Below are 13,020 nucleotides of genomic sequence, written 5' to 3'. Positions count from 1 at the left end.
CAGTAATCATTTGCTCATGAAAAATATCGCGTTCGGTTTCCCGTTATTGCTGGCAGTATTGCCTTATCCGGCGCAAGCCAATGAGGCCGTGGCGAATAGTTCATTGCATTTACTGGCACAGAGCGATATTCAACTAGCGAAAGAGCGTCTGTTAATTGAACGCGATCGGATTAATGCCGATTATTTGTTTGTGAATCCGACCACGCAGGATATTACCGTTCCTGTCGTTTTCCCCATGCCGCCGCTGTCATTTAGCGACGTTAACGAAGCCGGCGAAGATTACATCCCCGGCATCCGCAACATTAAAATCCGCGTCGATGGTCAGATCGTGACCCCGCAACCACGCTGGACTGTAGTACTGAATGCTCCGCAGGAAGAGATCACCGATAAACTTCAGCAGGCTGGCTGGACGGTGAAGCAACTGATCGCCGCGCTAAGCGACGGTGAATTTTCGCCTCCGGCGGATCTCCCGGCGCTGCCGCCGGAATGGTTTAAGGATAATCAGCCGCAGTTTACTATCCAGCGCAACTTCATCTGGCAGCAGACCTTTCCGGCGGGGAAAGCGGTGACTATCCACCAGGTTTATACCCCGAGCGTGTCACTCAGCGCGCTAATGTCAACGGATGAACTGGACAATGACAACACCTGCCCGACGGCGGAAAACCGCCAGCAAATACAGCAGGCGCTGGATCAGTTAATGACGAAGCAAGGCCCGGCAGGCGCTTTGGGGCAAAACCGGATGGATGTGGTGCTAACCGGTGATCCCGCGTGGAAAGAGGGAGACATCGGCGAGTTTACGCTGCGCCTTCACGGCGATGCGATAACCACCTGCTTTCAGCCGCCGCTGACGCGGATTAACGCCACTACGCTGGAATTTAAGCAGAAAAATTTCCGGCCTGCGGAAAATCTGGCAGTGACGTTTTATTCTTTATCGTCCATGTACGAATGATGGCATAAAACGCTTTACTCACTCAAATCCACGAGCGCGTGAAGCGTCTTATAATTAAAAATCCACCAGGTAGAAAGAATTTCACCCTGCTGGTAAAATTCATAATCACTCTCGCCATTTGGCGACTTCAGTTTTATGACATCCCCCATTTGTTTCCAACGGGCATAAGGCGCCTTGTTATTCATTGATTTGAGATTCTGCACCATCGGTTCGCAGCGCGCGCACATTTTTGCGTTACCGTCATCGTAAAATGCCATCATCCCACCGTTAGTAACGTGTAAATACTGTAATTTAGCCGCCGCATCAGCGTTGCCGCATAGCATCAATAGCATTCCTATAACCCATAGCTTTCTCATTCACTTTATTTCCGTTAAGCGAAAAATATTATCCAGTAACAGCGGCGTATGATGCGAGGCGCTCAGCGCCAGAAAAATATCGCCGCCGACGCTGACTTTTTTACCGACCAAATTGTTGAGCGATTCCCGCTCTTGTGGGGTTAGCACCAGTTGCATCGTCTGGTTCCAGCCAGGCTGCTGCTTATTGGCATCGCGCACGCAGGTAAGGGGGCTATCCGGGGTCAGGGTCCAGTAAGCGGACTCGCCGTCACCCTGCTGGCGAAGCGTGCCGGTGAGGTTAACGGTGTCTCCCTCCACCCTGCACGCCTGCGCCAGTTGCGCTAAATCGGTTTCTCGCAGCGTGCCATCGCTATAGTACCCGCCGCTCACTTTAGATTGTTGTGTCAGCAGGTTGTTTTCCGGCTGCGGGCGCCACACGCCATCCGGGGATTTTTTCAACACGACGCGAAGCCGATTATTGGCGTCATCATGGATAAAAAAACTCGTTTTATCTCCCGTCGCCTTACCCAAAAAGTAAGCATAATCTTCCGTGGCGCAAAGGTCTTCGACGATAAATTTTACCGTCGGCAGCGGGCCGTTAAGGGTTAAGCTATTGCTGTCGCCAATATAACTGGCGCGCAGGCCGTTCAGAATATCGCTTCGCAGCGGGTCGCTGGCTTTTACCGGCTGGCAAATATTTTTGCGCCCTTGCGCGGCGACCTGCTCACGTAAGAGCGCAGACGTTAACGGTACGTTTTTACCATAATGGCAGTGAACATCCTGCGGCGAAGCAATGGTTTTATCAAAGTGCACAACGCTGCCCCAACTCCAGCGATAACCTATCGCCATCACGCGGTCATAAAGATGATATTGATTTTGCCCATCCGTCAGAAAATTATCGTTTTTGTCTTTTATTAAGCCACAAACGTAAGCAATGCTACTGTTTGCTTCAATCCGCCGCAGGTTAAACAGCCCATCCTCAAGCCCTTCTTCATCGCGCAGCGACAGGGCAATATATTTGCGCCAGGTATCACCTTGTGGCAATGGTTTTATTTCTTCGGCAAATGTATTTTGGCAAATTATTAATAATAATAAAAATAAATAATACCGCATTTTTCTTCCCTCGAAAAACGGCACTCACCGGATTATGATAATGATTATGTTTCGGACATGGAATGCACCGGTATGACATATTTTAAATGGCTGAGCGTACTCCTGTGTTTTATTACCAGTTACCATGCTTATGCAAACGACTCGGCGGTCGGGGAAACCAATGGTTCCATTGAATTTCTGCAACAAAATGAGATCAGCATGGCGAAAGAGCGATTGTTGATTGCCAGCGATCGTATCAATGTCGATTATGTATTTATTAATCATTCGGCGCAGGATATTACCGTTCCGGTAGCCTTTCCGATGCCGGCTATTTCCCAACAATATATGGGAGATCGCACAGAAGGTATTGCCAACTTTAAGATCAGCGTGGACGGTAAACCGGTTAAAAGCGAGTCCCGCTGGCGAGTCATCCATGACTTAGGCGGTAAAGGTGAAGAAGACATTACGGCGAAACTACTGCAAACCGGCTGGACGATCCCACAGCTACGCCATGTCCTCAATCGCGAGGGCAAAGCCTCTATTGAAGAAGGATATAAAGAGGGAAAACAGCAATTACCGTCAGAGTGGTTTGATGACGGCTATCTGAATATTGCCGTTCAACAATATTTTATCTGGCAACAACGTTTTCCGGCGGGCAAGGAGATCGTTATTCACCACTCATACACGCCCAGTAAATCCACCGGCGTGCCTGACAGCCTTGACAGTCTTCTTGGTGATGAGCTCGGCGATCAATGCCTGACCGCCGCCACTCGCAAGGCGTTAAAACAGCTGGATGCAGGAATAAAATATAAAAACGAAGACGGTAGCGCGAATATCGGCTGGGGCTATCTGGGCTATATTCTGAAAACTGGCGCTAACTGGAAAGAGGGTGTCATTGGCGACTTTACCTTGCGCATTCATAAGAAGGATGAGACTGAAGTGGTTGTCCCCTGCTTTAATTACCCGCTAAAACAAATTGATCCGTTGACCCTGGAGTTTAAACAAAAAAACTTCAAGCCCGATGAAAACCTGGATATCCATTTTTATTACGATTCTTCGCTGTAAAAACTGGCCCGGAAATCCGGGCCAGTCACTTTTACACCGCAGTCTGGAAAATCACGCCGTCCGCTTTTTCAGTGTACTGAGAGAGCTGGTCGAAGTTCAGATAACGGTAGGTATCCACCGCCGTCTTATCCACCTGCGCCACGTAGGTCTGGTACTCTTCCGGCGTCGGCAGTTTGCCGATAAGCGCCGCAACCGCCGCCAGCTCCGCAGAAGCCAGGAAGACGTTCGCACCGGTACCTAAACGGTTCGGGAAGTTACGGGTAGAGGTAGAGACCACCGTCGCACCGTCGGCTACACGCGCCTGGTTACCCATACACAGGGAACAACCCGGAATTTCGATACGCGCCCCGCTCTTACCAAACACGCTGTAGTAACCTTCTTCGGTCAGCTGCGCGGCGTCCATACGGGTTGGCGGCGCTACCCACAGGCGGGTTGGCAACTGGCCTTTGTGGTTATCCAGCAGCTTACCAGCCGCGCGGAAGTGGCCGATGTTGGTCATGCAGGAACCGATGAACACTTCGTCGATCTTCTCGCCCTGCACGTCAGACAGCAGACGCGCGTCGTCCGGATCGTTCGGCGCACAGAGGATTGGCTCTTTGATATCCGCCAGATCGATGTCGATCACCGCCGCGTACTCTGCGTCAGCATCGGCTTCCAGCAGCTGCGGATCCGCCAGCCATTTTTCCATGCCCTGGATACGGCGTTCCAGCGTACGACGGTCGCCGTAGCCTTCCGCAATCATCCACTTCAGCAGGACGATGTTGGAGGTCAGGTATTCAATGATCGGCTCTTTGTTCAGCTTGATGGTACAACCCGCAGCGGAACGCTCGGCGGACGCATCGGTCAGCTCAAACGCCTGCTCAACTTTCAGATCCGGCAGACCTTCGATTTCCAGGATGCGGCCAGAGAAGATGTTTTTCTTGCCTTTCTTCTCAACGGTCAGCAGGCCCTGTTTGATGGCGTACAGCGGGATGGCATGGACCAGATCGCGCAGGGTGATGCCCGGCTGCATTTTGCCTTTAAAACGCACCAGCACCGATTCCGGCATATCCAGCGGCATCACGCCGGTCGCGGCGGCAAACGCCACCAGGCCTGAGCCCGCCGGGAAAGAGATACCAATCGGGAAACGGGTATGGGAGTCACCGCCGGTCCCCACGGTGTCCGGCAGCAGCATACGGTTCAGCCAGGAGTGGATCACGCCGTCGCCCGGACGCAGAGAGACGCCGCCACGGTTCATAATGAAGTCTGGCAGCGTGTGGTGCGTGGTGACGTCAACCGGCTTCGGATAGGCTGCGGTGTGACAGAACGACTGCATGACCAGATCGGCGGAGAATCCCAGACAGGCCAGGTCTTTCAGCTCATCGCGGGTCATCGGGCCAGTAGTATCCTGAGAACCGACGGAGGTCATTTTCGGTTCGCAGTACGCGCCCGGACGGATACCTTTCACGCCGCAGGCGCGACCGACCATTTTCTGCGCCAGAGAGAAGCCACGGCTGCTTTCCGCCACGTCTTTTGCCTGACGGAAAACGTCTGAGTGCGGCAGCCCCAGCGCTTCACGCGCTTTGGTGGTCAGGCCACGGCCGATAATCAGCGGAATACGACCACCGGCACGCACTTCGTCGATCAGCACGTCGGTTTTCAGTTCGAAGGTTGCCAGTAGCTCGCCGGTTTCGTGGTTACGCACTTCGCCTTTGTACGGGTAGACGTCAATCACATCGCCCATATTCAGGTTAGAAACGTCAACTTCAATCGGCAGCGCGCCCGCATCTTCCATGGTGTTAAAGAAGATAGGCGCAATTTTGCCGCCGAGGCACAGGCCGCCGCCGCGCTTATTCGGCACGTTCGGGATGTCATCGCCCATGAACCACAGCACGGAGTTGGTCGCGGATTTACGGGAAGAACCGGTGCCCACCACGTCACCCACGTAAGCCAGCGGGTAGCCTTTTTTCTGCAATGCTTCGATTTGTTTGATCGGGCCGACAACGCCTGGCTGATCCGGCTCAATGCCTTCACGGGCGTTTTTCAGCATCGCCTGCGCATGTAACGGGATATCCGGTCTCGACCACGCATCCGGCGCCGGAGAGAGATCGTCGGTATTCGTTTCGCCGGTCACTTTGAAAACGGTGACGGTGATTTTTTCCGCCAGCGGCGGACGGCTCAGGAACCATTCGGCGTCGGCCCAGGATTGCATCACCTGTTTGGCATATTCATTGCCCGCTTTGGCTTTCTCTTCTACGTCGTAGAAGTTATCGAACATCAGCAGGGTGTGGGACAGTGCTTTGGCCGCAATCGGCGCCAGTTTCGCATCGTCCAGCGCATCAATCAGCGGATGAATGTTGTAACCACCCTGCATGGTGCCCAGCAGTTCAATGGCTTTTTCTGGGGAGACCAGCGGGGAGGTGGTGTCGCCTTTCGCGACAGCAGCGAGAAAACCGGCTTTAACATAAGCGGCTTCATCTACGCCAGGAGGAACGCGGTTGATCAACAGGTCTAACAGGAATTCTTCTTCGCCCACAGGCGGGGTCTTCAGCAGCTCGACAAGCGCAGCCATTTGGGTTGCGTCTAAAGGTTTTGGCACAATCCCCTGGGCAGCACGCTCAGCTACGTGCTTACGGTATTCTTCTAGCACGACGATATCTCCTCGCTCTCATTGTCATAATGCGGCGCTTTTGTTGATGGGCGATTCTCTTCACGCTCCTGTGAGACAGTAGTTAGTAGGGTAAATGCCCGGTACCGCATAAGGCACAATAACAGGATTTTCTTTAAGTGTTAATCTGTTTACAAAAAAGCAACATAAAAAAGTGGCTGAATCGTTAAGGATGGTCTAATGCTCTACTGAGACGGGAGCTGCAGCCATAAATGCTTACCTCATTTCGTGCTTTGATCGTCACGTAACGTTATCGATCCCAACATTAGCTAAAAATTAAACTATCGTCCCTTTATACTCACGCCAAACTGCACCCCGTCGGCGGCAGGCATAATGACCATAGCGATTCTCTGGAATCGGGAGAGATAAAATGACGTTGCCCTTTAAACCCCATCTCATTGCCCTTGTGTGCAGTGCCGGGTTATTTGCCGCTTCGGGCGTACTGTATGTTAAAAGCCGCGCTCCCGAAGCGCCCGCGCAGGCGGCAGCTCCCGCCTCTGAGCCAACGCAGACCGCTGTGCCCGCGCCTGTCGCGAAAACGACCTTTACCACTGCGCAAATCGATCAATGGGTCGCGCCTGTCGCGCTTTATCCCGATGCCCTGCTTTCGCAGGTGCTCATGGCTTCCACCTACCCGGCGAACGTGGTTCAGGCCGTCCAGTGGTCGCGAGATAACCCCACGCTGCAGGGCGATGCCGCTATTCAGGCGGTGGCCAGCCAACCGTGGGACCCCAGCGTCAAATCGCTGGTCGCCTTTCCCCAGTTGATGGCGCTTATGGGCGAGAATCCGCAATGGGTGCAAAACCTGGGCGATGCGTTCTTAGCCCAGCCACAGGATGTGATGGATGCGGTGCAAAGGTTGCGTCTGCTGGCTCAACAAACCGGTTCGCTAAAATCAACGCCGCAGCAAACCGTCACCAGCGTGCCGAAGTCCAGCGCTTCTACCGCCGTCACGACGACAACAACCACCACCACATCCGCCAGTACGCCAGCGACACCGTCGACCGTTATAAAAATTGAACCCGCGAATCCGCAGGTGGTGTACGTGCCGAACTATAACCCCGCGACGGTGTATGGCGCCTGGCCCAATACCGCTTATCCGCCGGTGTATTTACCGCCCCCTCCGGGGCAGCAGTTTGCCGATAGTTTTGTTAAAGGTTTTGGTTATAGTCTGGGCGTCGCCACCACCTATGCGTTGTTCAGCAGCATAGACTGGGATGACGACGATCATCACCACCATGACGACGACCACCATGATGATGATTACCATCATGGTGGTAACGGTTATCAACATAATGGCGATAATATCAACATCAATGTCAATAATTTCAACCGGATATCCGGGCAAAACCTGCCGGGCCAAACGATGGGCTGGCAGCATAATCCCGCCTGGCGCAATGGCGTCCCTTATCCGAATAATACCGTTGCGCAACGGTTCCATCCCACCAATGTTAGCGGCGGGTTAAGCGCAACGCAGCAAGCGCCAGTGTCTCGCGACAGTCAGCGCCAGGCGGCCATGGCGCAATTCCAACAGCGCAGCCATACATCACCCGCTAACCTGTCAGGCGAGACATCCCGCGATAGACAGCGCAAAGCGGCATCGCAGCAGTTAAATCAAATTGCCCAGCGTAATAATTACCGTGGCTATGACGGAACACAAAACAGCAGTCGTCGCGAGGCGGCGCAGCAGACACTGAATAAATCCACCACGCAGCAGCATCGTTCCGAGCTGAAGGCTAAAGCCCAGCAGCACCCTGTTTCACAGCAGCAGAGAGACACCGCCCGCCAGCGTATTGAATCCTCTACGCCGCAGCAGCGTCAGGCATTTCGCCAGAATATGCACGCCAATGTGTTTAGCGGGAACGACAGTCGATCGCCGTCATGGCAATCGCAACAGCTACGCGGCCTGGAAAGCCGTCGCGGCAGTCACTTAAACACCGAGCAACGCGCCGCCGCGCGGGAACATTTTTCTGAACATCATGAATTTCATCGCCGTTAACCGGAGCAGATAATGAAAAAGGTTATGTTAAGCGCTCTGTTACTGTCGTTACCCTTGCTGGGCTACGCGCAGGAACGGTTCCCCTCCCCGGAAGCGGCCGCCAGCGCCTTCGCCGCGGCGGTAGCCGGAAAAAACGAAACGCAGCTTACCGCGCTACTGGGCGATGACTGGCGGCAATTTCTGCCGCCGGAAGGTGCCGATCCCGAGGCCGTGGCCCGCTTCAATCGTGACTGGCGCGAAGGCCATCGCATTGTACAAAAAGACAATACGGCGCACCTGAATGTCGGACGAGAAGACTGGCAGCTCCCGGTGCCCATGGTGAAAGAGACTGGCGGCTGGCGCTTTGATATGGCGGCAGCCGGGAATGAGATCCTCACCCGTACTATTGGGCGAAATGAACTTTCTACCTTACAGGCCATGCATGCTTACGTTGATGCGCAGCAGGACTATTACTTACAAAACCATCGCTGGGCGCACAGGATAATCAGTAGCGAAGGCCAAAAAGATGGCCTGTACTGGCCAACCAAAGCAGGCGACGTCCCCAGTCCGTTAGGCCCAAACTTTAGCCCCGCAGCGCCAGACGAGGGTTACCACGGCTACCATTTCCGTATTATCAGCGATAACGACGGTCACGGCGCGGCGCTTCTGGCCTGGCCGATGCATTACGGCGAAACCGGGGTGATGAGTTTTATGGTCAACCAGGACGATCGTATTTATCAGGCGGATTTAGGCAAGGAGACGGAGAGTAAAGTTCAGGCTATCACGCGTTTTGCGCCAGACGCGCAGTGGCAGGTCGCCGAATAACCCGTAAGCGCCTGGCGTTATCGCCAGGCCATGATCATTAGCCCTGATGCGGCATTAATTCCGGGTGGCCTTGTACCGGCGGCTTGTTGCTGGTCAGCGCGGCTTCATCAGCCTGAATGCTGCCGGAATTGGCCGCCCATACGCCTTCATGCGTGTGGGTGATCTGCTGATGCTGCGCATTCAAATCCTCGCCCATTGCCGCAATATGCGTGCTTTCCGTACCGCCGCTGTTAGTCGCCCAGGGGATGACGGGATCGCTGGCAAATGCCATGCCGGAAATCAACGTCGCAGTTAGCGCTGCTGTTGTCAGAAAAAGTTTCATATATCAAACCTCATAATTAGCTTGCTATTATTTTATGGCGTTACTAATTTCAGGGTGATGACAAAGTAAGGAGAGGTATTTCTTATGAAACAATTAGTTGGTCGAAAATGACAGACAAAGGCACTACCGACGGCATAAGCTTTGAAAAACGTACTGCTGCGGAAAAGATAAATTTTGCGGTTTCGTTATCCTTCGCCATCATTTGACACATCTGATTTGCCATGCATAAAAAAAGCGGCTGTAAAGCCGCTTTTTTGTATCGGGTGGCGCATTGGCACCTACAGAAGATTATTTCTTCTTCGCTTTCGGGTTCGGCAGGTCGGTAATACTACCTTCGAACACTTCAGCAGCCAGACCGACGGACTCGTGCAACGTAGGGTGCGCATGAATGGTCAGCGCGATGTCTTCCGCATCACAGCCCATTTCGATCGCCAGACCGATTTCACCCAGCAGCTCGCCGCCGTTGGTGCCGACAATCGCCCCGCCGATCACGCGGTGAGATTCTTTGTCGAAAATCAGTTTGGTCATACCGTCTGCGCAGTCAGAAGCGATAGCACGGCCAGAAGCTGCCCACGGGAAGGTGGCGGTTTCATAGCTGATGCCTTTTTCTTTCGCTTCTTTCTCGGTCAGGCCAACCCATGCCACTTCTGGCTCGGTGTACGCGATAGACGGGATAACTTTCGGATCGAAGTAGTGTTTCTTACCGGCGATAACTTCAGCGGCAACGTGACCTTCGTGAACGCCTTTGTGCGCCAGCATCGGCTGACCGACGATATCGCCGATAGCAAAGATGTGCGGCACGTTGGTGCGCAGCTGTTTGTCCACGCGGATAAAGCCACGGTCGTCAACTTCCACGCCAGCTTTGCCCGCGTCGAGGTTTTTACCGTTCGGCACACGACCAATCGCCACCAGAACCGCATCATAACGCTGCGCTTCAGCCGGGGCTTTTTTGCCTTCCATCGAAACGTAGATACCGTCTTCTTTCGCTTCAACGGCAGTCACTTTGGTTTCCAGCATCAGGTTGAATTTCTTGCTGATGCGCTTGGTGAAGACTTTAACGATGTCTTTATCAGCCGCCGGGATAACCTGGTCGAACATTTCAACCACGTCAATCTCTGAACCCAGCGCGTGGTATACGGTACCCATTTCCAGACCGATGATACCGCCGCCCATGACCAGCATACGCTTCGGTACTTCTTTCAGTTCCAGAGCGTCGGTAGAATCCCATACGCGCGGGTCTTCATGCGGAATAAACGGTAATTGGATCGGACGAGAACCTGCCGCGATGATCGCGTTGTCGAAGTTGATCACGGTTTTGCCGTTTTCGCCTTCCACTTCCAGGGTGTTAGCCCCGGTGAATTTACCCAGACCGTTGACCACTTTCACCTTACGGCCTTTGGCCATACCCGCCAGACCGCCGGTCAGCTGCGTGATCACTTTCTCTTTCCAGGTACGAATCTTGTCGATATCAGTTTTCGGCTCACCGAAGACGATACCGTGTTCAGCCAGCGCTTTGGCTTCTTCGATAACTTTTGCTACGTGCAGCAGCGCTTTAGAAGGGATACAGCCGACGTTCAGACAAACACCGCCAAGGGTGTTGTAGCGTTCTACAATTACGGTTTCCAGACCTAAATCAGCGCAACGGAAAGCGGCAGAATAGCCTGCCGGGCCCGCCCCAAGTACCACGACCTGAGTTTTGATTTCAGTACTCATCATGACCTCTTTATTTGTATCCGGCGGTCCGGGGTACTTGATCGCCCATCATCCACCGGGTCGTTCTATCCGCCCGTATCTTACAAAATTGTTAACAATTTTGAAACAACAAACGGATCACGAATTATCGCTTTCGCTAATAACCTCACAAACTCCATGAGATTATCAAAAAAAAGCCGGCCGTCGGGCCGGCTTTTCGCTTACATCACCAGACGGCGAATGTCAGACAACATATTGTTGATAATGGTAATGAAACGCGCACCATCAGCACCATCGATCACACGGTGGTCGAAGGAAAGAGAGATAGGCATCATCAGACGCGGCACAAACTCTTTCCCATTCCACACCGGTTCCATCGCCGACTTAGAAACGCCGAGGATAGCCACTTCCGGCGCGTTAACAATCGGCGCGAAGTGGGTAGTTCCCAGACCGCCGATGCTGGAGATAGTGAAGCAACCACCCTGCATTTCGCCAGCGGTCAGCTTACCATCACGCGCTTTTTTGGAGATGGTGGTCAGTTCACGAGACAGCTCGGTCACGCTCTTCTTATTCACGTCTTTAAAGACCGGAACCACCAGGCCATTCGGGGTATCAACCGCCACGCCGATGTTGATGTATTTTTTCAGGGTCAGACGCTGACCGTCTTCGGACAGAGAGCTGTTGAAGCGCGGCATCTGTTCCAGAGCAGCGGCAACCGCTTTCATGATGAAGACCACTGGCGTGTATTTCACATCCAGTTTGCGCTTCTCAGCTTCGGCGTTCTGCTGTTTACGGAACGCTTCCAGATCGGTGATATCGGTTTTGTCGAAGTGCGTAACGTGCGGGATCATCACCCAGTTACGGCTCAGGTTCGCGCCAGAGATTTTCTGGATACGGCCCAGTTCCACTTCTTCAACTTCACCAAACTTGCTGAAGTCCACTTTCGGCCACGGCAGCATACCCGGGATACCACCGCCCGCAGCAGCCGGCGCAGCTTCCGCGCGTTTGATAGCGTCTTTCACGTAAGCCTGAACGTCTTCGCGCAGAATACGGCCTTTACGACCGGTGCCTTTCACTTTCGCCAGGTTGACGCCAAACTCGCGCGCCAGACGGCGAATCAGCGGGGTAGCGTGAACGTAAGCGTCGTTTTCAGCGAACTCAGATTTGCCTTCCGCTTTGGCTGCAGGGGCAGCAGGCTTCTCAGCTTTCGCCGCCGGAGCCGGCGCCGCCGTTTCCTGTTTAGCCGGAGCGGCCGCAGGCGCTGCGCCTTCTACTTCAAAGACCATAATCAGAGAACCGGTTTTCACTTTATCGCCGGTGCTGATTTTGATTTCTTTCACGGTGCCCGCGAACGGCGCAGGCACTTCCATGGAGGCTTTGTCGCCTTCCACGGTGATCAGCGACTGTTCAGCGGCAACTTTATCGCCGACTTTGACCATCACTTCGGTGACTTCAACTTCGTCGCCGCCGATATCCGGTACGTTAACGTCTTTCACGCCCGTCGCTGCTGCTGGAGCAGCCGCAGCCGGAGCGGCTTCCGCTTTCGCTGGTGCTGCTGCGCCCGCTTCACCCGCCACTTCGAAGACCATAATCAGAGAGCCGGTAGACACTTTATCACCGGTGTTCACTTTGATCTCTTTCACGGTGCCCGCGAACGGCGCAGGCACTTCCATAGAGGCCTTGTCGCCTTCGACGGTGATCAGCGACTGTTCAGCTTCAACGGTGTCGCCCACTTTCACCATCACTTCAGTCACTTCAACTTCGTCACTGCCGATATCCGGAACGTGGACGTCTTTCACCGCTGCCGCAGCAGGTGCTGCTGCCGGAGCCACTTCTTTCTTCTCTTCTGCCTTAGCAGGTGCAGCGTCGGCTGCACCGTCGGCGGAATCGAAAATCATGATAAGTGCACCGGTCTCGGTTTTGTCGCCGACAGAGACTTTGATCTCTTTCACGACGCCAGCCTGCGGAGACGGGACTTCCATAGAGGCTTTGTCGCCTTCTACGGTGATCAGCGACTGTTCAGCTTCCACTTTGTCGCCCACTTTGACCAGAATCTCGGTGATTTCAACTTCATCTGTCCCGATGTCCGGTACTTTGATTTCGATAGCCATTATT

The 13,020-nt window shown here is 53.7% G+C and carries 10 protein-coding genes; 4 read left to right on the top strand and 6 right to left on the bottom strand.

What is annotated here, in order from left to right; genetic code table 11:
- Positions 1 to 16 precede the first annotated feature (16 nt).
- Positions 17 to 949: a DUF4424 family protein gene (locus ABVN36_RS02950; RefSeq protein WP_023138989.1), complete on the top strand. Its 933-nt coding sequence runs from the start codon at positions 17 to 19 to the stop codon at positions 947 to 949.
- A gap of 14 nt (positions 950 to 963) precedes the next feature.
- On the opposite strand, the gene ABVN36_RS02945 is transcribed toward ABVN36_RS02950, so the two are convergent.
- A complete protein-coding gene (locus ABVN36_RS02945; RefSeq protein WP_001230267.1) occupies positions 964 to 1,305 on the bottom strand; it encodes a hypothetical protein in 342 nt (113 codons plus the stop codon).
- A complete protein-coding gene (locus ABVN36_RS02940; protein ID WP_231923113.1) occupies positions 1,306 to 2,328 on the bottom strand; it encodes a DUF4431 domain-containing protein in 1,023 nt (340 codons plus the stop codon). It abuts the gene before it with no gap.
- A 141-nt stretch (positions 2,329 to 2,469) separates the two neighbouring features.
- Between ABVN36_RS02940 and ABVN36_RS02935 the strand changes: the two genes are divergently transcribed.
- Entirely contained in the window at positions 2,470 to 3,441 is a 972-nt protein-coding gene (locus ABVN36_RS02935; protein ID WP_020839585.1) for a DUF4424 family protein, read from the top strand.
- 31 nt (positions 3,442 to 3,472) lie between these two features.
- Here ABVN36_RS02935 and acnB read toward each other — a convergent pair whose 3' ends face one another.
- The gene (gene acnB / locus ABVN36_RS02930; protein ID WP_023138991.1) at positions 3,473 to 6,070 is read right to left on the bottom strand and encodes a bifunctional aconitate hydratase 2/2-methylisocitrate dehydratase; all 2,598 of its coding nucleotides are present in this window, start codon (positions 6,068 to 6,070) and stop codon (positions 3,473 to 3,475) included.
- A gap of 388 nt (positions 6,071 to 6,458) precedes the next feature.
- Here acnB and ABVN36_RS02925 point away from each other — a divergent pair, with 388 nt between their 5' ends.
- The gene (locus ABVN36_RS02925) at positions 6,459 to 8,087 is read left to right on the top strand and encodes a DUF3300 domain-containing protein (protein ID WP_023138992.1); all 1,629 of its coding nucleotides are present in this window, start codon (positions 6,459 to 6,461) and stop codon (positions 8,085 to 8,087) included.
- 12 nt (positions 8,088 to 8,099) lie between these two features.
- Positions 8,100 to 8,891 carry a DUF2950 family protein gene (locus tag ABVN36_RS02920; RefSeq protein ID WP_000757452.1) on the top strand — a complete coding sequence of 264 codons (792 nt, stop codon included), beginning with the start codon at positions 8,100 to 8,102 and terminating at the stop codon, positions 8,889 to 8,891.
- 37 nt (positions 8,892 to 8,928) lie between these two features.
- Here the strand turns inward: ABVN36_RS02920 and ABVN36_RS02915 are convergent, their stop codons facing one another.
- The 3 genes from ABVN36_RS02915 to aceF all read right to left on the bottom strand — a co-directional run bounded on the left by ABVN36_RS02915 (position 8,929) and on the right by aceF (position 13,016).
- Entirely contained in the window at positions 8,929 to 9,213 is a 285-nt protein-coding gene (locus tag ABVN36_RS02915; RefSeq protein WP_000765363.1) for an outer membrane protein, read from the bottom strand.
- 288 nt (positions 9,214 to 9,501) lie between these two features.
- Positions 9,502 to 10,926, bottom strand: a complete 1,425-nt coding sequence (gene lpdA / locus ABVN36_RS02910) for a dihydrolipoyl dehydrogenase (RefSeq protein WP_001519338.1) — start codon at positions 10,924 to 10,926, stop codon at positions 9,502 to 9,504.
- Between the two features lie 200 nt (positions 10,927 to 11,126).
- Positions 11,127 to 13,016 carry a pyruvate dehydrogenase complex dihydrolipoyllysine-residue acetyltransferase gene (aceF, locus tag ABVN36_RS02905; RefSeq protein WP_023138993.1) on the bottom strand — a complete coding sequence of 630 codons (1,890 nt, stop codon included), beginning with the start codon at positions 13,014 to 13,016 and terminating at the stop codon, positions 11,127 to 11,129.
- Positions 13,017 to 13,020: the final 4 nt, after the last annotated feature.

Origin of the sequence: Salmonella sp. SJTUF15581, from assembly GCF_043356775.1 — a bacterium.
GTDB lineage: Bacteria > Pseudomonadota > Gammaproteobacteria > Enterobacterales > Enterobacteriaceae > Salmonella > Salmonella enterica.
The sequence above is the reverse complement of the archived record's forward strand: the minus strand, read 5'-3'. Positions and strand labels throughout refer to the sequence as shown.

Excerpts from the sequence above, each read along its gene's own strand:
- ABVN36_RS02920 (WP_000757452.1), top strand. The coding sequence starts at position 8,100 with ATGAAAAAGGTTATGTTAAGCGCTCTGTTACTGTCGTTACCCTTGCTG.
- ABVN36_RS02935 (WP_020839585.1), top strand. The coding sequence starts at position 2,470 with ATGACATATTTTAAATGGCTGAGCGTACTCCTGTGTTTTATTACCAGT.
- ABVN36_RS02915 (WP_000765363.1), bottom strand. The coding sequence starts at position 9,213 with ATGAAACTTTTTCTGACAACAGCAGCGCTAACTGCGACGTTGATTTCC.
- ABVN36_RS02945 (WP_001230267.1), bottom strand. The coding sequence starts at position 1,305 with ATGAGAAAGCTATGGGTTATAGGAATGCTATTGATGCTATGCGGCAAC.
- ABVN36_RS02925 (WP_023138992.1), top strand. The coding sequence starts at position 6,459 with ATGACGTTGCCCTTTAAACCCCATCTCATTGCCCTTGTGTGCAGTGCC.
- lpdA (WP_001519338.1), bottom strand. The coding sequence starts at position 10,926 with ATGAGTACTGAAATCAAAACTCAGGTCGTGGTACTTGGGGCGGGCCCG.
- aceF (WP_023138993.1), bottom strand. The coding sequence starts at position 13,016 with ATGGCTATCGAAATCAAAGTACCGGACATCGGGACAGATGAAGTTGAA.
- ABVN36_RS02950 (WP_023138989.1), top strand. The coding sequence starts at position 17 with ATGAAAAATATCGCGTTCGGTTTCCCGTTATTGCTGGCAGTATTGCCT.